Source organism: Xanthomonas sp. F1 (assembly GCF_014199855.1).
Genome location: NZ_JACHOK010000001.1, coordinates 617,836 through 639,787 on the forward strand (window position 1 = coordinate 617,836; position 21,952 = coordinate 639,787).

Sequence of the window (21,952 nt, forward strand, 5' to 3'; positions counted from 1 at the left end):
GCGGACCACGCTGCGGGAACTTGCAGCGCGACCGTGTTGCAGGCATTGTCAGGATGCACTTCCTGCATCGCAAGAACGTACAATTTTCGCAGGTACTATCAATTTTGTAGGTACAAAGACCATGCGTCTGAAACGTCTGGATGGCAAGAGCGGCTGCGCGGTCGAAGTCACGCTTTCGGTGATCGGCGGGGTCTGGAAGCCGGTGATCCTGTTCCACCTGCTCTCCGGCAAGAAGCGCTTCATGGAACTGACGCGCCTGGTCCCCAATGCCACGCAGCGCATGCTGACCCTGCAATTGCGCGAGCTTGAGGAGGACGGCGTGATCGCGCGGCACGTCTATCCGCAGGTGCCGCCCAAGGTCGAATATGCGTTGACGCCGCTTGGCCACTCCCTCGCGCCGGTGCTGATCAGCCTGCGCGAATGGGGCGAGTCGTATCGCACCAAGGAGATGTCGCGCGCGGCGCGCGATGCCCCCGATTGCGTGCGTGGCGAAACAATGGCGACCTGATGGTCGCGCAAGCGCTCCCCCAAGAAAGGGTCGAGCACTCGTGTCTATGCCTTTTGCATTTCGTGACCGAAAGGCACTGAGGTCGGGTACTTCATACGCGCCTTGCGACTTGCGGCTATCCAGACACTACCTGCGCGGGTCAGGACAGCGTTGCGATCCCAGCGGTCGCGTGCGGCAGACGATCGGCAGGCGCAAGCACGCGACACTCTGTGCTCACGCACCTCATTCGGTGCGACGATCCGTCCAAGAGGGGCAGGCAGCACGCGCCGGCGTGCCCTCGCCTGCCGACGCCGACATCGACGCAGCTCCCTGCAGATTGGCCTTGGCATACAGCGCGCCGAGGTCATGGACGCGCAACAGGTGGCGGCGACGGCTGACCAGGCCACTGCGCACCCAGCGCTGCAGTTGCACATTGAGTTTGGAGCGGCTGGCGTTGAGCATCGCCGCCAGGATGCTCTGGTTCGGCGGGAGCGCGACCGTATCGCCGCCGCCCGCGTGCGGCGCCTGCAGTTCGAGTTGGTGCAGCACGTAGCGCGCCAGGCGCACCTCTAATCGATGCAGACAGATGCTTTCCAGGCTGTCCAGGGTCTGCCGCAAACGCAGACGCAACAGCGCATCGATGCGCTGCTGGAACAGCGGCACCGCCATCAGCGCAGCGAAATGGCGGCGCGTGAGTTTCAGCACGCAACTTGGGCCGAAGGCGATCGCGGTGAAGCTGCGCCCATGCGGCTCCAGCAATGCCTGTTCGTCGACCAGCCCGCCCGGCTCGATGGTGCCGACGATCAACTCCTGCCCATCGGGACCGTACAGCACCTTGTACAGGCGCCCCTGCACCACCACCCCGACGAAGCTGCTGGGATCGTGCTTGAAGAACAGCACGCCTCCGGCGTCCAAGGCGCATTCGCTGGCGTGCGCGAGCAGGTAATCGAGCGCCGCCGCCGGCATGTCCTGGAACACGGCCGAGCGCTCCAGCAACGGGCGATGGCTGGCGCCGGCCGCGCACGCGAGCGGGGCGTCGCTGGCGCCGGCCGACGGGATGCGGTCGGCGCGCTCCAAATCGGCGATTGCTGGAAGGTCCATAGTTCCCCTTCCCTGGACGCGGGGGCGTGGCGCCAGGGCCTCGAACGCACCCTGTCGCGGCAGGCAACCAAGGCGCGTGCCGTTCGAGTGCAGTGGGTCATCAAAGGGCGGCAATGGCCGCTTGGTGATGGCATCGCTCCGGCCCGTGTCGGGACCGGAGCGATGCGTCCAACCGGACGGCGCCACGCAGCCGTGTGCCGTCGTGCCCGGCGGGATCAGCCCTTGCTGTAGGGCGAACCCTGGAACGCCTGCAGCACGGTCAGCAGGCTGGTCAGGTTGTCCGACACGCCGGTCTGGGCGATCTTCTCCGACGCGCCCGCCGCCGCGGTGGTATCCAGGCTGTACACCTGCATGACGCCCTGGTTGTTGGCCGCCTGCGCCAGCGTGTTCTGCTGTTGCTGCGCGGCGACAGCGTTCTCGTACAGGATGCCGCTGGAGTGCGCCAGGCTCTGGTAGATCGAGCCCATCGCGAAGGCCGGCGCTTCGCCGATGACCTTGACGTTGGACTGGGTGACGGCGTCGGTGATCTGGTTGTTGACTGCGGTGGGATAGGCCATGGAACGGTCCTCGTTAGGAAGGGAATTGCATGGCTAGCGCCGCCTTGCAGCGGCGTTAGCGCGCGTGGCTTACGACTGCTTGAACGCGTTGAGCACGGTCAGCAGGCTGGTGAGGTTGTCGGACACGCCGGTCTGCGCGACCTTCTCGGTGGCGCCGGCGGCGGCGGTGGAGTCCAGGCTGTAGATCTGCATGACGCCCTGGTTGGCCGCGGCCTGCGCCAGGGTGTTCTGCTGCTGCTGCGCGGAGACGGCGTTCTCGAACAGGATGCCGGTCGAGTGCGCCATGCTCTGGTAGATCGACGCCATCGCGAAGGCCGGCGCCTCGCCGATGACCTTCACGTTGGACTGGGTGACCGCATCGGTGATCTGGTCGTTGACCGCGGTGGGAAATGCCATGTGTTCGCTCCTGGGTTGGGGTACGGCCCACGCCGTACGATCTCTGAAAACGGGACAGTGCAGAACCTGTGAAACCGTGTGCGGCGTTTGTCTCGCCAGCCTCGTCGCGATGTGCGCGCGACGAAGCAGCATCGACCTCGCTGCGCCGCGACGTCGGCCGATGCGTGTTGCAACCACGACGGCGCAAGCCGCCTCGCGGCCCCCGTTGCCATGCAGTGCGCTCCGCCAGCACCGCACGCGAACACGGGCGATCGCTTGCGACTTGGCACCGGGATGGATCGGTGATGGCGCGCAGCCACTTTCGCTGGATGGACATGGCGCAAGGACTTGGCGCACACCGCAAGGCACACCGACGCATGCGAAGCGCGCCACGCACGCAAGCGGACGCGGCGACTGCGGCGCCATGCCACGCACAAGCGCGTGCACCAGACACGCACACACGGCTGCGCGCCTCCGCGTGGACACGCGCAGGCGCCGCCGTGCAGCGGAACGGCTCAGGCAGCGGGAGGCGACGCTAGCGCTTGCGGCTCCGCGGCCGACGCAGCCGGTGGGGCCCCGATAAGTCCCTGCGCGCGCGCCGCCTCGACCACCGCCTGCATCTGTTGGGCCAGGCTGCCGAACTCGCGCTCGAAGCACGCGCGCACTTCGGCCTGCACGAGGTTGGCCAGGCGATCGGCGATCTGCGACATCACCATGTGGTTGCTGCCGCCCTCGCCGTTCTGCGGCGGACGCAACTGGCCCGGCCGCAGCTGATCGAGCGACTTGGCGGACTCGACCGCCTTGAGCACCGCCGCTTCGCTGGCAGCGGTGGCGCCGTTCAGGTCGCCGCGGGTGTTCTGCATCTTCTGCATCATCTGCTGGATCAGGCCCTGCACCCGCTGGCGCTCGGCATCGATCAGCGACGGCGAGGCCGCGGCCACGTCGGCGGCCGGGGCTGCCGGCGGTGTGGCCGTTTCGGAGGCGAAGCGCTGCAGTTGCTCTTCCTCAGCGCCGACCAGTGGACGGCCCAGCCACTTCTCGGCGAACTGGCGCAGCGTGGCGAAATCGGTTGATTGCGTGTCTTGCATGGTGCTCCCCTGTGAGCGTGGTGAAATCGGTGGTGCGAACGGCCTACGTGGACGCGGACTTGCGGCCGCGCATCAGGTCCGCGTACTTGGCGATGCTCTGGTCGATCTTGTCGATGGCGAAGCCGGCGGATTCGGCCTCCAACGCACCGGCGGCGGCCGCGACCGCCGCGGCGGCGCCGACCAGCACGTCGGTGGCCAGCACGCCCAGCGCATCCTCGGCGGCCTGCTCCAGCTTGTTCTCGGCCAGGTTTTCGGTCATCTGCTTGAGCAGCACACCCTGGCTGGCCAGCGCCATCTTGCTGACGCCGTCGAAGTACACCGCCGCCGATTGCGCGATCAGGCCCGAGGCCTGGCTGATCAGCATGTTCGAGCCGACCACGATCTGCGACGGCGCATAGGCCATGGTCTCGGCATTGCTGAGCTGCACGGCCTGCACGATCTTGCTGTTGAGCGCGTCGCTGGCCGGCCGCGCCGCCGAGGCCTGCGCGAGCATGTGCGTGTTGAGCGTCTTCAGCATGGACGGCGGTGGTGGAGGCGGCGGCGGCGAGACCGGAGCGGCCGATGCTGCCGCAGGGGGCGATGTACCATCGCCACCTGCCGCTGGTGCGGCGTCGGCGGCGGGCTCGGCCGCGGCGGGCGCCGCAGTGCCTGAAGCCGCGGCAGGTTCGCTGCTCGCTGGCGCCGCAGCGGCAGCGCTATCCGCTGCAGTCGGTACCACGGCGGGGGTGTCGTCTGTCGCTGCCGATGGAGGTGCTTCCGTCATCACGGGTGCCGTCGCCGGCGCCGACGCAGAGGCGCCCGGGGTCTGCGCCGCACCTGCGGTCGATGCCGGCACCGCTGCCGCGCCCGCCGGCGCCGCGGCCGTCGGGGATGCGGGGGTCTTCTTGCTTGCGAAAGGCCACATGCCACTCTCCTGATGGATGGATCGGTACCCGCCTCCGCCGCCGCGGCGCGGGCACGGCGCTGCATCACTTCTCGCCGATCGCCATGATCAGCGCCACCGCCTTGGACACCACGGCGTTGGAGACCTGGTTCAGCGCCTGCTGGCTGTGCACCGCGTTCTGCAACGCCAGCCCGGTGGAATGGCTGGAGACCTGGTACAGCGAGGCGATGGCCTGGGCGGGCGCCTCGGCCACCACCTTGACGTTGGTCTGGGTGACCGCATCGGTGATCTGCGAATTGACGAGCGTGTTGTCTGCCATGAGCCTGATTCCTTGGTGAGTCGCCTGCCGGGGAGGCGCCGCGACGGGGATGGCCTGTGCCGCGCCCCGCTGCGGCGCCTGCGATGCCGCGGCCTACACGGCCCGGCGTGGAGGGAAAACGCCGCCGTGGGCGACGTGTGAAACCGCGCTCACTCGGCCACCAGCGCCAGCCGCAGCCGCTTGCGCAGCAACTCCACGCGCTTGCGTGCCAGTGGCTGGTTGATGCGCAGCAGGTTGGCAATGGCCGGATACGGCAACTCCTCGACGAAGCGATAGGCGAACAGGCGGCGCTGCTCCCGACTCAGCGCCGCGACCGCTGTCACCACGCGCTCCATCTGTTCCTCCAGCTCGGCACGTTGCAGGGCACTCATTGCTTGATCGGCCACGGCGTCCACTTCCTTAGCCTCGGCAGAGCGGTCCAGCGGCTCACCACCGCTGCGGCGCCGCCGCACCAGGTCCAGGAACACGTGGCGCAGCACCACGAACAGGAAGCCCTGCGGATCGGTCATCGCCTCCGGCGAGCGGCGCATGAACAGCAGCGCCTTCACTGCGGTATCCGACAGCAGGTCCTCGGCAGCGTCCGCACGCCCGTTGGCCAGCCGCAGTGCGCGCCGGCGCAGATCCGGCAGCGTCGCGCGCCAGGCGCGGGTAAACATCTCATCGGCCTCCACGAATCGCGCGGCGGTCACGCCTGCCTTTTCCTTTGCCATCTCCATCGCATGCTCCGAAATCCCGTTGTGCGAGGAGTCTCTGTGGCGGTCGGCGGCAATAGCTGTTCCCTGGGTGACAACCGCGGGCGCGATGCACGCGCAGCCGCACGGCATGTGGCGTGCGCGCGCGCTTTGTCTACGCATGCATACGGCCAAAGCGGCTGCGCTGCGGTTGTGTGGGCCAGTCGCGCAAAAAAACGGGCCCGCTTCACGGACAGCGGGCCCGCATCGTGTCAGGCGATCGGCTCAGGGCAACAGTTTGCAGAGCGTCTCGGGCGCGTTCTGATCGCGCAGCGCATGCAGCACCTGCCGGATGTCCGGCGTGCCATTCGCCACCGGCGGTACTGGTGTCTGCGCTGGCACCGGCGGCGCGCTGCGTGCATCCCACGATGGCGCCAGGGCCACCGCAACGCAGGCCAGGGTCACGCAGATGCCTTGGCGCAGACGCGCACAACGCCGCAGCCGCCGGCGCCGTTCGAACGACAGCGAGCGGAACCGGGATACACCTGCGCTGTCGGGCATGGCGTTGCTCCACGATGATGGGACCACCCCGGCGACATGGCCGCAGCGCGACGGCGACACGGTGCGCGTCGCGGATGGAGGGCGACGTCCCTCTAACGTGGCCGTGGCGGCGCCGTGAATGCGGCGGACGCCGCATGCGTTTGCGCACGCCACATGGCGTGTTCGCGCTCATGTCGACCAAGCCTCCTCGGGACCGCCGCACATGCAACTGCGCCAACGATGGCTGGCGATGCCAGCACGCGACGACGTTGCTCGTCTCAGGAAGACAGGGACAGGCGCGTGTCGGCCGGTTGCTTGCGAACTCGACGAGCGCGGCGGGATCTCGGGCGTCGCGCATGACTGCAGGCAGGCGATACCGCGTTCGGGCCTGGCACGACCCTGCTCCGCATAGCTTGCAGCAGGTGGTCGCGGCCGAGAAACAAACGCACGCGAAACGCGACAAAGCATGCGGTGCGTATGCCTGTGCCGTTCGATAGCGGTATTGAGCGCGCATGGCAGCGCAGGAAGATACGCGAAGCACCTCTGCAGGAGCGGCTTCAGCCGCGACCGAGCCAGCGGGATTGCCCGTCGCGGCGCAAGCCGCTCCTACCCCGGGCTCCGTCGCGCCATGGCCGGCGCAGCGCTAGCGGTGTGCGTCGGTCGCGGCGGCCACGACACCGCATGATCGGGCCGATCCCCACGTGCGCTCTCCCCGCACCATGCAGACGTGGCGCGGCGTCACGGCCAGCTCAGGGGGCAACTGCGAGCCGCGATCAGTCGGCACCCGTGGGTTTCGGCGGCGACGTGGGGTCATGCGCAGCGGGAGGCTCAGATGCGGCGGCAACCTCGTCCTTGGCTTGTGCTTGAAGCGCCTGGATCATGGCCTGCAGCTGCTGCGCAAACGTGTCGAAGTGCCGATCGAACCCGTCCTGCCCTTCGCGCCTCACCACTTCGCTCAGGTGGTCGGCGTCCTGGCCTATCGGCGCATTGCGGGATGTGTTGACGCTTGGCAGCACATGCGAGCGCACTGCCTCCTGCTGCGCTGCGGCCGCCATCGCATCGCGTATCGCCTGGTCGCCCTGCTGCATGGTGTCCTCGGCGCTGCGCCTGGCCGCATCGATCCGCTGACGCGTGCGCTCGATCTCGGCGGCGTGCGTCGGCGCTGCCGGATGGGGTGCCGGGTCTGCCGTCTGTTGCGTCCCCTCCGCCGCCGCGGCGAATGCGCGCAATTGCGCACGCTCGGCCTCGGACAAGTCGCGACCCAGCCACTGGCGGGTCATGTCGTACAAAGCCTGCGTCTTCGGATCCGGCGTCTCGGTCATGCGTTGCTCTCCGCGAATGGTGGCGTGATGACTGCCGTCGGGCGGCAACGGGCGGCTGTTTGCGCAGCGTGCGCTCGGCGGCTACGTCGCATCGGCGTGATCGGGCGCGTCGCTGGCGTTGCCCGACTGTTCGGCTCCCGCGCCCGGTGCAGCCATTGCCACGGCAACCACGGCATCGGCCGGCGGGTCGATCCGCTGAAGTTGCGAAGCGTCCTCGGCTGGCGGCGCCTGCATCTGCTTGAGCACGACGGCCTGTGCCGCCAAGGCGGCCTTGCTGTCCTCGCCGTAATACCTGGCCGCTGCCGTCATGACCAAGCCCGATGCCTGTCTGATGCGCGTCTCAGCGCGCGCCCCAACCGGCACCGACGCACTGGCTGGGACTGCGGCGGGCGCGGGCTCGGATGCTGCGCTGGGCGTGGCCTGTAATGCGCGGATCTCTGCGACGTGATCGTCGCGATGGTCGCTCGGCCCGGTAGCTACAGGGGCTTGCGAAGTGGCACGCACGGCCTCGCCCGGCGTGGTCTCGTCGTTTGTAGTCGGCAGCATGGTGTTGTCCTCGCATGGGCTTGGCAGGGCGATGTGGGTCGCCTCGACGCGTGCGTCGCGGCGCAGGCGAGACACGGATGCGAGGTTGAGCGTACCGCGTCGAACGACTGCGCCATTGATCTTCGATCACGAATCGTGTGGAACGCTGCCTTGTGCCCTTCCGTCACCATCACCCAATACCCTCATCCCCGCCCCTCTCTCCCGGGGGAGAGGGGAGTTGCCCGGCGGCACTCGCCTGTCTTCGTGGCAGCCGGCGACGGGACTGCCGCGCCTGCACACCGGCGCCCTCGCTACAAACGCAGCGCACAGCTCCAACAAAAAAGCCGCACCCGACAACGCGCCGGGTACGGCTCCGGTCTTACGCCGCGGCAGGATTCAACGCGTGGCGGCAGCACCCACGTTGAACAGCTGGAACTCGCGGATGTGTGCGGCATCGACGCTGGACAGGATGTTCAGGCGCACGCGCGAGGCGGTAACCGCGGGGAAGTGATCGATCTTCATGTGGCCGATCGCCTGCGCCTGCGCCACCTTGACCCAGGCGCCGTCGCGGAACACTTCCACGGCGTACTTCTGCACCAGTTGGCCATCGTTGAGCCATTCCATCGACATGGCGGTGTCGAAGGTCACCGGCTGCTTGAACTGCAGCTCCAGGGTGGCGTGGTGCGAGCCGTCCGGCGCGCTCCAGAAGGTGTCGCGGTCGCCGTCCACCGCCGCGGCGATGCCGTCGTCGTTCTTGAGCCGGCCGCGCACCAGATTACGATCGGCGCCGTAGCGCGCCTGCAGCGCTTGGCCCATTTCCTCCAGCCGCTTCACGTCGGCCTCGGGCAGCAGCCCGCGCTTGTCCGGGGCGATGCCCAGCACCAGTTGGCCGCCGCGGCCGACGCTGTCTTCCCAGATCTGCACAAGCTCGTCGACGCTTTTCAGCGTCTGGTCGCTGTTCGGGTGCCAGAACCACTGCAGCTTGTGCAGCGGCGTGTCCACCTCGACCGGGCGCCAGCGCAGGTAGCCGTGGCGATCGATGGTGTTCCAGTTCTCGCCTTCGATCACTCCGGCCTCGTTGCCCACCCAGCGCACGTCGCCGTACTCGAACAGCGCGGTGTCGGCGAAGACCATCGCGTTGGGCTGGTAGGTGCGCAACTCTTCCATGTACTTGTCGAAGTTGTACACGTGGCCGGCGCTGCCGGCGCCGTCCAGCCACCACTCGGTGAGTGGGCCGTAGTGCGAGGCCAGATCGACCAACTGTGCAGCGTAGAACTTGTCGTAGGCCTTGGGATCGGCGTACTTGGGTTCGTGGCGGTCCCACGGCGACAGGTAGATGCCGAAGCCCATGCCTTCCTTGCGCACGGCCTCACTGGTCATCTTCACCAGGTCGCCCTTGCCGCCGAGCCACGGGCTGTTCTTCACCGAGTAGGCGCTTTCTTCGGTGGGCCACAGTGCGAAGCCGTCATGGTGCTTGGCGACCAGGATCAGGTACTTGGCGCCAGCCGCCTTGGAGGCGCGCGCCCACTGCGCCGGGTCCACCTGGTCCGGCGCGAACACCTTCGGGCTGGCGGTGCCGTCGCCCCACTCGCGGTCCAGGAAGGTGTTGGTGCCGAAATGCACGATCACCCCGAATTCCAGATCCTGCCAGGCCACTTGCTGCGGCGAGGGTTTGACCTCGGCGAAGTTCTCGGCGAGCAGCGGCGGGGCGGCCAGGGCGGTCAGGCCGAGCGCGGCCAGCCAGCGGAGCGGAGAGAGCGGGCGGTTCGGCATGGCGGATCCTCGCAATCGTCGGTCTGGCAGGCGGCGCTGCCGGTGGTGTCAGCATATGGTATTTAATTGATGATAAATAGGTATCCCCGTTTGCGGGCCAGGACCGTACCACATGATGTCGCCTTCGCTGTTTCCCCTGCTGTCGCTGTTCGCCGTGCGCGCCATCGCCGGTCCGGCCGCCGCCGCCCCGCCGCCGGTGCCGCCCTCGCCCATCGTCTACAGCGAATTCGTCAACGCGCAGGCACCGACCGCCCAGTGCCACGCCTCCACCCTGGTAGAAACCCGCGACGGCCTGCTTGCGGCCTGGTTCGGCGGCCGCCACGAGGGCGCCGACGACGTCGCCATCTGGGTCGCGCGCCGCGACGCGCACGGCTGGCAACCGGCGCAGCGCGTGGCCGACGGCACGCAGCCGCAGGGCAAGCCATTGCCGACCTGGAACCCGGTGCTGTTCCAGCCTGCGCAAGGGCCGCTGCGGCTGTTCTACAAGGTGGGCCCCGACCCGAAGCGCTGGTGGGGCATGCAGACCACCTCCAGCGACGGCGGCCAGCACTGGCCCCCGCCCGAGCGCCTGCCCGACGGCATCCTCGGCCCGATCAAGAACAAGCCGGTGCAACTGCCGAGCGGCCGCATCCTCAGCCCCAGCAGCAGCGAGGACGCCGGCTGGGTCGCGCACATGGAATGGTCCGACGACAACGGCGCGCACTGGACGCGTGGCCCGGCGATGAACGACCCGGCCAGGATCGGTGCGATCCAGCCCAGCGTGCTGCTGCACCAGGACGGCCGCCTGCAGGCGGTGGGCCGCAGCCAGCAGAACCACGTGTTCAGCACCTGGTCGCGCGACCAGGGCCGCACCTGGGAACCGATGACCCTGCTCGACCTGGCCAACCCGAATTCCGGCACCGACGCGGTGGTGCTGGCCGACGGCCGCTCCCTGCTGGTCTACAACCCCACCCAGGCCGGCAAGGACTGGTGGGACGGCCGCGGCGTACTCGCCGTCGCCCTGTCCGACGATGGCCTGCACTGGGCTCGCGTGCTGACCCTGGAAGACAGCCCCAAGGACGAGTTCTCCTATCCCGCCGTGATCCAGACCCGCGACGGCAAGGTGCACATCAGCTACACCTGGAAGCGCACGCGCATCAAACATGTGGTGCTGGATCCGAAGCGGCTGGGTGTGGAGTCAAAGGCGCCTGCCGGCGGCAGGTGAATCTTGCTCGGGACCCGGGGCCCGGGACCGGGGACCCGGAGAAGCAAGAGCAAGAGCGCTGTCCTTGCGGAAGGATCAGGCTGTGAAATGCGCCTTTCCGGGCCCCGGGTCCCGGGTCCCGGGTCCCGGCTCCTCCAGCATTGCCACCATCCGCCTCACCCGCGCCACATCGGTCTGCATGCGGTCGCCGCCCAGACTGCGCACATGCGGATGCGGCGACAACGCCCGCGATGCCAACGGCCCACGCGCCGAGCCATGGAATTCGCGCGCGCCGGTGCGCGCACGCAACTGCGCCAGGTTGGCTTCGGTAACGCCAGACCCGGGCATCACGCTCAACCGCGTACCGGCCTGCTGCACCAATTCGGCGATCAGCGCCGCACCCTCTTCCGCCGTCTCGCGCGCGCCGGAGGTCAGCACGCGCTCGCAACCCAGCGCGATCACATCCTCCAACGCGCGCCGCGGATCGGCACTGACATCGAAGGCGCGATGGAAGGTGACGCCGAGCGAACCGGCCGCGGCGATCAGCTCGCGCATTGTCGCCAGATCCACCTCACCGTCCGCGGTCAGCGCACCGAGCACCACCCCGTCACAACCCAGGCGCACGCACTGCTCCACGTCGCGGCGCATCGCCTCCACTTCCGCAGCGTCGAACACGAAATCGCCGACCCGCGGGCGAATCAGCACGTACAGCGGAATGCGCAACCGATCGCGCACCGCCGCCAGCGTGCCGAACGACGGGGTCAGTCCACCGCCATCCAGGCCTCCGCACAGTTCCACCCGCATCGCCCCGCCGTCCTGCGCGGCCAGCGCAGAGCCGATCGCATCGGCGGCCACTTCCAGACCCATCGGCACCGTCCCGCTCATGCCGCCGGCGCCGCGAAATGGCTCTGCCCAGGCAGCAGCAGATCCTGCCGCTGCGCGTCGCAGACCGCGTAGCTGAAACCGGGCTGTATCGCGAACGCGCCGACCTCGCCGCGCTTGTTCATCGCCAGGAACCCCACCTGCAGGTCGCGGGTGAGCTGCGGCTTGCGCCGCACGATGCGCATCACCACCTCGCGGCAGGCCTCGGCCGGGCTCTTGCCCTGCCGCATCATCTCCACCACCGCGAAACTGCCGACGTTGCGGATCACCTCTTCGCCGACGCCGGTGGAGGTCGCCCCGCCCACCTCGTTGTCCACGTACAGCCCCGCCCCGATGATCGGGCTGTCGCCGACCCGCCCGTGCATCTTCCAGGCCATGCCGCTGGTGGTGCAGGCGCCGGACAGATTGCCGTGCGCATCCAGCGCCAGCATGCCGATGGTGTCGTGGTTGTCCTTGCCGCCGGGCAGCGTGCCGCGGCGATAGGCGCGGTTCTCGATATTGGCCTCGGGCGCGTAGTGGGAGGTCTTCAGCCACTCCTTCCACGCCTGTTCCGATTCGGGCGTCAGCAGCTTGGTGCGCTCGAAGCCCTGCGCCAGCGCGAACTGCAGCGCGCCATCGCCGACCAGCATCACATGCGGCGTCTTCTCCATCACCCGCCGCGCCACCGAGATCGCATGCACGATGTCCTCCAGCGCCGCCACCGACCCGCAACCGCCGGTGTGATCCATGATGCAGGCATCCAGCGTGACCCGCCCATCGCGGTCCGGATACCCGCCAAGCCCGACCGTGTGATTGTCCGGATCCGCCTCCGGCACCCGCACCCCGGCCTCCACCGCATCCAGCGCTGCGCCGCCGCGGGAGAGCACCTGCCACGCCGCCTGGTTCGCGGCGATGCCGAAGTCCCAGGTGGAGATCACCCGTGCAGCGCCGTATGGCAAGGGGTCAATGCCGGTCTTGGTCTGCGCCTTGGCCGCGGCGCGTGCGCCCGGCAGCACACCGCCCAACCCGGCGGCCAGGGCGCCGAAGGCGGCGGTTTTCAGGAAGTGGCGGCGTTGCGGCATGGGAAGGCTCCGGCGTTGGGAGGGCGCGCGGGGTGGTGGGCGCGTAGCCTTACATCATGCGGCAGAGTGCGCGGGGATTAAACGGCCTGCTTGGCGTTACAGAGCGTCTTGGCCGGCGTGCTCACGCAAAATTGCGTCAAGCGTGCCTTTCATAAGGCTCAGATTCATAGTGGAGTCAAAGCAAAGCCGACAGGCGTCAGATTTCGCTTTGTCGCATTGCGGCCCAGGCGTTCAAACGTGCACTCAACATTTCTATATCGCTCACCGCGCCCATGATGATCAACACATAGCCACCTTTGAATCTCTCTCTTAATTAAATTCACATAATGGAGCGGTGGCACCGAAGACTTTGCCATGCATGCTCTAACCAAGCCTCCATATCGCAAACTCGAAACTCGACCTTAATCGAGATTTCGATAGAAGATCAAAAATAACGTTATTAATTCACAAGCCAAAAAGAACACATATTCCTTGGCAAAAGAAATTTCTTCCCACTGAAAGCCTCCACACACCTGACAAAATCGTATTGAATTTTTGAGTAATGATTCCAGTCAAAAAAATCGAAAAATCTGAAATCTAAATTCGAGACATCCGTTGCCGCGCCAACATGAATCCACTTTACGTTCCCATCCACATCTTCCTCAGAAGTCAAAACTGAACTCAGGTCATTCGAATTTAATTTAACAACCAGCATCCTTATGACATCCATCCGATAAGCGTCAGCAGCATGGGGAGACCCATGAAGCACCAAGCACCGAAGAAGCTCCCGCTCTATGATTTCAAAAGACTCCTCAACATCAAGCCTAATTATATTTTCGCCAGGCATTAGATATTTATTCCAGACATCACACCCTGCGCGCCGAAAAAGCTCAATTTCAACACTTACATTCTTCATTGTCAGAAACCATTAAGACCAGTACTTGGCCGATCAGGATGACAGATGCATGTGTTCGGATTTTGGTTATATCTAATTACGTGCCAGTAACCGTTAGCATGTCCATGCCCTGGTTTATTGACAAACCACCTAGCACCTGGAGGGCATGGATTGCAATTACCATCGCAGTCTCTACCCGGATCAACAGGAGGCAAAGAGACCGGATCATTTTTCCCCCTCGCTTCCTGCCAAGGCAGCCCAAAAATCGGTGAATTGTAAAATTTCACAGACCCCCAGAGAATTGAAGCAAGCACTTCATTCGGCCCAGGGAAATTAATCTTCGGATCATTGTATCCAACATCAGGCTGATCTTTAGAAGGATCTGAGGGATGACCGATGTACGGAGGAGTACCCGGTACTACCCAGTTCAAAGGGGGTACCACTTGCAACCCAAGAAGATCATAGAAATTTAGCGGCTGCCCAACGGCATAGCTATAAGTGGAAGCGCCTCCTCCAAGTCCAATCGGATCACTCTGCACATACCGACCCGTCCCTGGCTCGTAGTCGCGGAAGTAGTTCTGATTGAGCCCGCTCAACGCATCGTAGCGCTGCCCCGGGAAGCGCATATCGAACACGAAGGCGGTGCCGTCCTTGTCCGGATCCTGGTCTGGGGCGGTGGCGCCGAAGGCTTCGCCCTTCAGGTCCCAGCGCCAGATCGCCACGTCGCGGACCGGGTCGATCACCGCGCGCGGCGTGCCCAGGTGGTCGGGTTGCACATAGCGCAGCGTGGTCTTGGCCAGCACGCCCACCGGCAGGTCGTCCAGCCAGATCGCCTGCTGCACGACTGCGCCGTTGTTGTCGTAATCGCCCAGCCAGTGGCCGCTCTCATCGTAGAGCGTATAGACGTTGGTCTTGCCCACCCGCCGCACCTGCTCGCCACGGCCGTTATAGGCATAGTTCGCCACCACCGTGCCGCTGCGCTTGACCTGCGTCAGTCGGCCATTTGCTCCATACACGTACTGCACGGCCGTGCCACCGATCGCCGTGGTGTTGCCGACCGCATCGTAGCTGCGCGCCGTGCCGGCCACGCTGCTCAGGCGGTGGCTGGTGGTCGGATAGCTGTAGGTCTGCGTGGTGGTGTTGACCTTGGCGCTGAGGCGGTTGCCGGTGGCATCGTAGGTGTAGCCGTCGATCACCGTATCGGTCGGGCCGTCCTTGAACGCGGTCAGCCGGCCCAGCGGGTCGTAGTCCAGTTTGATGACCGGTGCGGTGTTGCCCGGCGCGGTCAGCGCGCTGAGATTGCCGACCGGGTCGAAGGCGAAGCCCACCGCTAGGCCATCACTACGCGTGTCGTTGACCGCCAGCGGGTGGTAGTCCTGGTCCAGCGCGCGCTGCATCGGACGGCCGTTGCCATAGGCCCACCCAGCGACCGGGCCGAACGGATAGTAAGTCGCTTGGTTCAGCAGGACCTGTCTTGTACCGCCAGGTGGCGTCACCCCGACTTCGGTGGTCTGACCTTGGGCGTTGCGCACGTAGTCCACCACCGCCCCATCCGGGTAGGTCAACCGGCTCAGTTGCCCGGCCTTGGTGTAGGCGTAGCGGACCACGAACACCTTGCCGTTGGTGGTCTGCACCTTGCGGACCAGATCGCCGAAGCGGTCATAGCAGTAGTCGGTGCTACCGCTGCCGTCCTGCATCCGGGTCAGGCGGCCCACGGCGTAGGTCTCGCCGCTGGCGCAGGTCGTCTGGCTGACGTCGTAGGTATAGCTGACGTTGAGGCTGGCGGTCGGATAGGTGACCAGGGTCAGCCGGTTCAGCGCGTCGTAGCCGTAGCTGGTCTTGATGTTGCGCGCGTCGGTCTGGGTGGCGCGGTTGCCGGCGCTGTCGTAGGTGTAGGTGGTGCTGCCGGTGTCCGGGCTGGTGAGCTTGGTCAGGTCGCCCAGGCCGTTGTAGGCGTAGGTGGTGTCCAGGCCCTTGGGGTCGGTGACCTTGGTCAGGTTGTCCAGCGCGTCGTAGCCGAAGGTGGTCTCCGCGGCGATGCCCCCCACGTCCTGCAGCGTGCGCGCCAGGCGGTTGAGCGGGTCGTAGTCGTTCTGGGTGGCATGACCCAGCGCATCGGTGACGGTCTTGGTGTTGCCGTTGGCGTCGTAACCGAAGTCGGTCGGATCGCCCTGCGCGGTGGCCTGCGTCGCCAGTTGGCCGAGCTGGTTGTACACCCGCGAGAGCGTGCGCTTGAGGGTGCCCGACGCGTCCTTGGTGTCCTCCTTGAGGCGGTTGCCGGCATTGTCCAAGGTGTAGTGGATGGTGTTGCCGGCGTTGTCGGCGATATCGGTCAGCCGGTGCGCCGCGTCGTAGTTGAAGCGGGTGAACGCGCCATCGGGCTGGGTCACCTGCTTGACCAGCCCGGTCGGCCAGTAGTCGATCGTGGTGATGCGATCGTCGCTCTCGCTGCTGTCGTCTGACCCGCGCACCTTGCTGGCGGTCAACCAACCGCGCGGGTGGTAGGTGAAGTCAGCGATTACACCGTTGGCGTCCTTTGCGGACAGCACGCGGCCGGCGCCGTCGTAGGCCAGGTACTCGGTGACTTGGCCGAGCGCATTGGTCGCCTTCCACAAGTCGCCCTTGCGGTGCGAACAGGTGGTCGGGGACGTGGCGCAGGTGCTGTCGTCGGACGGGTAGTAAGCAAAGCTCGTGGCGTCGTTGACGTCGGTGCGCTGCCCAGCAACCGAAGTCACCAAACCCAGCAATGGGCAGCGACCCGCATCAATGTCAGCCTGTTCGCAATAGGTTGTGATGGAGGTTCGGGTGTCACCCGTCGCGGGATCAGTGCGCAATGCCGTGAGTGCTTGTCCGCGAGTGTTATAGGTCCAGTTCCAACGCGATACCAACGTGTCCAAGGAATTGTAGGTGCGACGCTCGGTCGGCACTCGAAAATCCCGATGCCAATCAGTCTGAGAACTACGCTTGTTGCCTAGCACTCCATCTGAGACATCGACACGACTTAGAAGCAAACCCATGGCATCGTACTGGGTTTCAACCACGTTACCTTCAAAATCCGCCGTACGCGCCGGGTAGCCATTATCGTCATATGTGCGAGCCGCAAACGCACCGACGGGACAATTAGCACAGTACTTTTGAGAGGTCGCCAATTTAGCTCGACCGAATTGAGCAACATAGCCATACGTGACTTCACCACCAAGAGCCGTGATTACTTTCGCATTGCCAACACTGCGCTCAATGGTTACGCGATCAATTCCATCTTCCGCTGCCCCATGCCAACTACTTACTGCCAACCCATTCTCATCATATTTCCAGCTGGCATATCGAGCTCCGAGCTCATCAAATACTCCAGTAATAAGAAATGGATCCGAAGCATCCTCATAGACATATTTCAAAATTCCGGCGGACACTCCCGAAGAAGCAAGATAAGAAACCTCATCAAGCCGCCGAGAAGTGTACTTATACTTAACAACGGTACCATCCGGAAAACTCAAGCTATCAAGCAGTTGATTTACATACGCAAACAACAACCTGCGTCCCGATCTGTCCTCAACGGAGGCAAGCTGTCCTTCTTCATTGTAGGAAAGACTAATCAAGTCGCCGTCTTGATAGGCGACAGATATCAACATCCCCGACCTATCGTAATATTCTTTTTCACCCAATGACGTATCAACCAGCCAACCGACGCTCCCGTCACCAAATTTAATTGAACTCAGTTCATCATCGACATCAGGGTCTCCCAACCACTGATTATCAGACTCCCTGAAAAAAGAGTACGCCCCCGAAGGACGAGATAGCAGGATAACCCTCTTACCATCAATAATGTATTCAACAATCCTGCTTTGATAATTATGCCGCCAGCGGCGCCCAAGCAGATCACCTGGGTTATAAAAGGAAATCTCACTTGAATAATACCTAGAGAAACTTAGATGCCCCTGATTCACCCTAAAGTCGTAGACATGTTCCTCTTTAGCCCCCGTGAACATATTGATTGGATTACCAACCATGACAGGACCAACAACTTTACATGAATTCCCACAAGCACTATTTTTCCCAGACTGAAGTTCAGAATCGACACACTCTATTCCAAGGCAAGCCGGAGGCTGTGAGTAGGAGAAATGCTCCACAGCTTGTACGTAACTACTACTAAGATACCAAATCGAGGAAACGCTACAGAGCTCATAACTACAACCTTCATCACGCACCACATAGTGAGCACCAGCATAACCGTCTGATTGCCGCGCAACCTGATATCGCCCCCATGCGACCGCGGTGTCGTATGCAGTTGATTTGTCACAAACTTCATCTTTGCAAGCCCAATCAGCCGCACTGGCATCAAAGGTGAAGAGACCACCTGCAACGCCCCAAATTAGCAGCAAGGCAAACTTAGAAAACAGTGACATCACTAAGATCCTTACGCGTACATACGCCACAAGCTGCACCCCCTAGCGGAACAGATAAATCCAAAAATCAAATCAACCAACGGACAGTTTCACTTAACAAGACACTTATCCGCCAACCGACTACCATGACATCGTCAACGTAAAGCTACCGCGTCACACCGCAAACCGCTCCACCACCATCCCCTCGATCGCCTCCAGATCCGGCAGCAAGGCGCTCTGCTCGCCCAGCAGCACGCGCATGTGCACGCCCGGTGGGAGGGTTTCTTCGGAGGCGTCGGCGAGCAGGCCGTCGCGGGGGACGGAGATCAGTTGCGGGAAGGATTGGGTCAGCAGGGCGACGTACGGCAGGTCGGGGTTGCCGCCCAGGGCCTTGAGCACGACGATCTTGTTGTTGGCGGCGACGGTGTCGGCGCCCAGGCCGGTCAGGCGGGCGAAGGAGACCAGCGGTACTTTCCAGCCGTACCAGGCGATCTGGCCGAGCAGCCAGTGCGGAACGTCGGGCAGCGGTTCGACCGGCACGCGCGACATCACTTCGGCGATGGTGGCGTTGGGCAGCAGTACGCGCTCGCTGCCGGCCAGGATGAGGACACCGCGGATTTCGTCGTTGCTGGCGTAGCTGCTCATGGAATGACTTCGTCCTGGAAGCGGAAAAAATGCGCGATGCGGGCTCGGCGGTGAATGGCGTGTGCCGCCTCGCTCAGCCGCTCCACCGCGCGGTCAAGGCCTGGGCCAGCTGCGCCGGATCGCCGCCGGGATGACCCTGCAGGATCAGTTGCGCGCCGGCGGCGGGGTCGTAGCAGCCGTCGCCGGATTGCCCGGCGACCCAGGCGCCCTGCCCGGCCAGTGCCAACACGGCCTCCACCTGTTGCGGGTCGCTGCCGCTGAGCAGCAGCACCGCGCTGTGCGCGGCCGGCAGGCCGGCGACTACGGAAGTGCCAGCGTCTTGGGCGACGAAGCGCAGGCCGGCCGTGCCCTGCACGCCGACGTCGTCGGGAAGGATGTAGACGTTGCCGGGGGTGACCGGCTCGCCGGCCTCGGCCAGCAGCACCGGCAGCGCGGATACGCGTGCGATCTGCTTGACCAGGTTGCCGTAGCGGCCGCCGTCCAGGCGCAACTGCACCAGCAGCGGTAGCGGGAAGTTGTCCGGCAGCGCAGCGAGCAGGCGGCGGATCGCGTCGGGGCCGCCGATGCCGGCCATCACCAGCACGGCGCCGCGCGCGACGTCGGCGCGGGCGCCGGGGCCGCTTGGAGATGCGGACTCCTCAGAGTCCAGCGCCACCAGCGACAGGCCTTCGGTGGAGAACTGCACGCTGCGCTGCGGTTCGCGCGGCTGCGGCGCGCTCAGCGGCGCGTCGTCATCGACCAGCGACCAGGCACTGGCCGGCAGCGCCGCGGGTGCGGCTGCGGGCGCAGCCGGTGTCGTATCGGCGGACGGTGCAACCGGTGCCGCAGACGCTTCGCTGGCAGCGGCCTCGGCGCGCGCGAACTGCAGTTCTTCGAAACCGGGCGCGACGTCGGCCGGCGGCTGCCAGGTGTAGACGCCGTCTTCCGGCACGGTCGCGGCGAAGCCGGCGGCTTCGTCGACATGCAGGCCAATCGGCGCGTCCTCATGCAACTGCGCCGGCGTCGCCGGCAGGCCCGGCTCCGGCTGCAGGCCGGTCTCGGTCTCGCGGCCGGGCGGCAGCACGTCCTGGTGGCCTTGCAGCTTGGCCGCCAGATGCCGCGCCCAGCGCTGCGCTTCCCAGCCCTCGCGGCGCGCGGCCAGCTCGGCTTCGTCGAAGATCACGGTGACGCCGGGCAGTGCCAGCGCCGCATCCAGCCGCTCCAGTGCGTCCTCGATCGCCGGCTCCAGTGCGATCAGTACCGCGCTGGGGGCGGCATCGGCCAGGGTCTGCGCGTCGATCGCGCCAGGGTCGTCTTCCAGCACGATCGCCGCGCCGACCAGATGCAGGGCTTCGCGCAGGCGCTCGCGCGCCTTGCCGGGACGGGCCAGCAACGCGACCGGCGTGGAGGTGGTGTCGCCGTCATTCGCGAACACGGGCGATCCCCAGCAGGTCGTAGACGTTGCGCATCAGATCCAACTCTTGGTAAGGCTTGCCGAGGTAGCGCTGCACGCCCAGTTCGAAGGCGCGCTGGCGATGCTTTTCGCCGCTGCGCGAAGTGATCATCACGATCGGCACGGCGGCGTAGCGCGGATCGGCGCGCATCGCGGTCGCCAGTTCGTAGCCGTCCATGCGCGGCATCTCGATGTCCAGCAGCATCAGGTCGGGCACGCGCTCTTCCAGGCGCTCGAGCGCCTCGACGCCGTCGCGCGCGGACACCACGTCGAAGTTGTGCCGTTCCAGCACGCGGCCGGTGACCTTGCGCATGGTCAGCGAATCGTCGACCACCATCACCAGCGGCACGCGGCGCTGTTCGGTCGGCACCGCCTCCACCACCGGCCGCTGCGGCTGCGCCAGATAGCGGCGCACCAGCGGGGCGATGTCGAGGATCACCACCACGCGGCCATCGCCGGTGATGGTGGCGCCGTAGATGCCGGGCACCGAGGCGATCTGCAGGCCGACCGGCTTGACCACGATTTCGCGGTTGCCGAGCACCTGGTCGATCGCCACCGCCGCGCGCAGGTCGCCCGCGCGCACCAGCAGCAGCGGCACCTGCGCCTGGCCTTCGGCCCGCGCCGGGGCCTGCCCGACCAGCGAACCGAGGTCGTGCAAGGCGTACTCCTCGCCGCTGTAGCGGTAGCCACCGGTGCCGGCCTCGAAGCGTTCGCGGCCGATGCGGCCGATGCCGCTGACCGACGCCACCGGCACCGCGAAGGTGGTGTCGCCGATCTGCACGAACACCGCCTGGGTCACCGCCAGGGTCTGCGGCAGGCGCAGGGTGAAGGTCACGCCCTGGCCGCGCACCGAATGGATGTCCACCGAGCCGCCGAGCTGGCGCACTTCGTTGCGCACCACGTCCATGCCCACGCCGCGGCCGGCCAGCTGGCTGACCTGGTCGTAGGTGCTGAAGCCGGGTGCGAAGATCAGCGCATCCAGTTCGTCGTCGGACAGCACCGCGTCGGCGGCGATCAGCCCGCGCTGCTCGGCGCGGCGACGGATCGCCTCGCGGTCGAGCCCGGCGCCGTCGTCGGCCACTTCCAGCACGATTTCCGACCCTTCGCGACGCAGGCGGATGGCGATGTTGCCCTCCTCCGCCTTGCCCGCAGCGCGGCGCTGTTCCGGCGCTTCCAGGCCGTGCGCAACCGAATTGCGCAGCATGTGTTCCAGCGGCGCGACCATGCGGTCGAGCACGTTGCGGTCGAGTTCGCCGTGGGTGCCTTCCAGGCTCAGGTGCACCTGCTTGCCGGTTTCGCTGGCGGCCTGGCGCACCACGCGCCGCAGCCGCGGCACCAGGCCGTCGAACGGCACCATGCGCGCGCGCATCAGCCCGTCCTGCAGTTCCGAACTGACGCGCGACTGTTGCTGCAGCAGACCGTCGTACTGCCGCGCCAGGTCGTCGAGCACGCCCTGCAGGCCGCCCAGGTCGGCCGCGGACTCGTTGAGCGCGCGGCTGAGCTGCTGCAGCGTGGAGAAGCGGTCCAGCTCCAGCGGGTCGAAGCTCTGCTCGGCCTGGTCCTGTTCGCGCTGGTAGCGGGCGACGATCTGCGCCTCGGTTTCCAGGTCCAGGCGCCGCAGCTGGTCGCGCAGACGCGCATTGGTGCGGTCCAGTTCGGCCATCGCGCCGCGGAACGCGCCCAACTGCTGCTCCAGCCGCGAACGGTAGATCGCCACTTCGCCGGCATTGTTGACCAGGCGGTCGAGCAGATCGGCGCGCACGCGCACCTGTTCCTGCATCGGCCGCGCGAGCATCGACTCTTCGTCGGGCGCGCCGTCCGCCGGCAGCGGCGCCGACAGTGGCGCCGATAC

General features: G+C 65.7%; 18 protein-coding genes and 1 pseudogene. 2 read left to right on the plus strand and 17 right to left on the minus strand.

The window, feature by feature from the left end; all coding sequences use genetic code 11:
- Positions 1-121: 121 nt before the first annotated feature.
- Positions 122-508 (plus strand): winged helix-turn-helix transcriptional regulator, encoded by a 387-nt coding sequence (locus GGR71_RS02620; protein WP_160963615.1) that lies wholly within the window; start codon positions 122-124, stop codon positions 506-508.
- Between the two features lie 222 nt (positions 509-730).
- Here GGR71_RS02620 and GGR71_RS02625 read toward each other — a convergent pair whose 3' ends face one another.
- The 11 genes from GGR71_RS02625 to GGR71_RS02675 form a co-directional block, all read right to left on the minus strand.
- Entirely contained in the window at positions 731-1,774 is a 1,044-nt protein-coding gene (locus GGR71_RS02625) for a cyclic nucleotide-binding domain-containing protein (protein ID WP_160963585.1), read from the minus strand.
- A 29-nt stretch (positions 1,775-1,803) separates the two neighbouring features.
- Positions 1,804-2,145, minus strand: a complete 342-nt coding sequence (locus GGR71_RS02630; protein ID WP_010343221.1) for a RebB family R body protein — start codon at positions 2,143-2,145, stop codon at positions 1,804-1,806.
- A gap of 69 nt (positions 2,146-2,214) precedes the next feature.
- Positions 2,215-2,541: a RebB family R body protein gene (locus GGR71_RS02635; RefSeq protein WP_010343222.1), complete on the minus strand. Its 327-nt coding sequence runs from the start codon at positions 2,539-2,541 to the stop codon at positions 2,215-2,217.
- Between the two features lie 494 nt (positions 2,542-3,035).
- Positions 3,036-3,608, minus strand: a complete 573-nt coding sequence (locus tag GGR71_RS02640) for a hypothetical protein (protein ID WP_160963587.1) — start codon at positions 3,606-3,608, stop codon at positions 3,036-3,038.
- Positions 3,609-3,651: 43 nt separating this feature from the next.
- Positions 3,652-4,125: a hypothetical protein gene (locus tag GGR71_RS02645; protein ID WP_048492052.1), complete on the minus strand. Its 474-nt coding sequence runs from the start codon at positions 4,123-4,125 to the stop codon at positions 3,652-3,654.
- Positions 4,126-4,576: 451 nt separating this feature from the next.
- The gene (locus tag GGR71_RS02650) at positions 4,577-4,810 is read right to left on the minus strand and encodes a RebB family R body protein (protein WP_010343225.1); all 234 of its coding nucleotides are present in this window, start codon (positions 4,808-4,810) and stop codon (positions 4,577-4,579) included.
- Between the two features lie 149 nt (positions 4,811-4,959).
- Positions 4,960-5,634 carry an RNA polymerase sigma factor gene (locus GGR71_RS02655; RefSeq protein ID WP_202405186.1) on the minus strand — a complete coding sequence of 225 codons (675 nt, stop codon included), beginning with the start codon at positions 5,632-5,634 and terminating at the stop codon, positions 4,960-4,962.
- Positions 5,635-5,766: 132 nt separating this feature from the next.
- On the minus strand, positions 5,767-6,042 hold the full coding sequence (locus GGR71_RS02660) for a hypothetical protein (RefSeq protein ID WP_160963589.1): 276 nt from the start codon (positions 6,040-6,042) through the stop codon (positions 5,767-5,769).
- 752 nt (positions 6,043-6,794) lie between these two features.
- Positions 6,795-7,343, minus strand: a complete 549-nt coding sequence (locus GGR71_RS02665) for a hypothetical protein (protein ID WP_160963591.1) — start codon at positions 7,341-7,343, stop codon at positions 6,795-6,797.
- A gap of 81 nt (positions 7,344-7,424) precedes the next feature.
- The gene (locus GGR71_RS02670; RefSeq protein WP_160963593.1) at positions 7,425-7,889 is read right to left on the minus strand and encodes a hypothetical protein; all 465 of its coding nucleotides are present in this window, start codon (positions 7,887-7,889) and stop codon (positions 7,425-7,427) included.
- Between the two features lie 375 nt (positions 7,890-8,264).
- Positions 8,265-9,641, minus strand: a complete 1,377-nt coding sequence (locus GGR71_RS02675) for an alpha-L-fucosidase (RefSeq protein WP_184451609.1) — start codon at positions 9,639-9,641, stop codon at positions 8,265-8,267.
- A gap of 112 nt (positions 9,642-9,753) precedes the next feature.
- Here GGR71_RS02675 and GGR71_RS02680 point away from each other — a divergent pair, with 112 nt between their 5' ends.
- Complete coding sequence (locus tag GGR71_RS02680) at positions 9,754-10,845, plus strand: sialidase family protein (protein WP_160963597.1); 1,092 nt, start codon at positions 9,754-9,756, stop codon at positions 10,843-10,845.
- Positions 10,846-10,920: 75 nt separating this feature from the next.
- Here the strand turns inward: GGR71_RS02680 and GGR71_RS02685 are convergent, their stop codons facing one another.
- From GGR71_RS02685 to GGR71_RS20960, 6 genes and pseudogenes are all read right to left on the minus strand, one after another.
- Positions 10,921-11,691, minus strand: a complete 771-nt coding sequence (locus tag GGR71_RS02685; protein ID WP_160963619.1) for a copper homeostasis protein CutC — start codon at positions 11,689-11,691, stop codon at positions 10,921-10,923.
- A 14-nt stretch (positions 11,692-11,705) separates the two neighbouring features.
- Positions 11,706-12,767, minus strand: a complete 1,062-nt coding sequence (locus GGR71_RS02690; protein ID WP_160963599.1) for a N(4)-(beta-N-acetylglucosaminyl)-L-asparaginase — start codon at positions 12,765-12,767, stop codon at positions 11,706-11,708.
- Positions 12,768-13,664: 897 nt separating this feature from the next.
- A complete protein-coding gene (locus tag GGR71_RS20895; RefSeq protein WP_221237683.1) occupies positions 13,665-18,044 on the minus strand; it encodes an RHS repeat-associated core domain-containing protein in 4,380 nt (1,459 codons plus the stop codon).
- A 153-nt stretch (positions 18,045-18,197) separates the two neighbouring features.
- Positions 18,198-18,668: a chemotaxis protein CheW gene (locus tag GGR71_RS02700; protein ID WP_160963603.1), complete on the minus strand. Its 471-nt coding sequence runs from the start codon at positions 18,666-18,668 to the stop codon at positions 18,198-18,200.
- A gap of 73 nt (positions 18,669-18,741) precedes the next feature.
- The gene (locus tag GGR71_RS02705) at positions 18,742-20,082 is read right to left on the minus strand and encodes a chemotaxis protein CheB (protein WP_160963605.1); all 1,341 of its coding nucleotides are present in this window, start codon (positions 20,080-20,082) and stop codon (positions 18,742-18,744) included.
- A pseudogene (locus GGR71_RS20960) lies at positions 20,069-21,949 on the minus strand (response regulator); the annotation flags it as partial. The gene GGR71_RS02705 and the pseudogene GGR71_RS20960, both read right to left, overlap by 14 nt.
- Positions 21,950-21,952 lie beyond the last annotated feature (3 nt).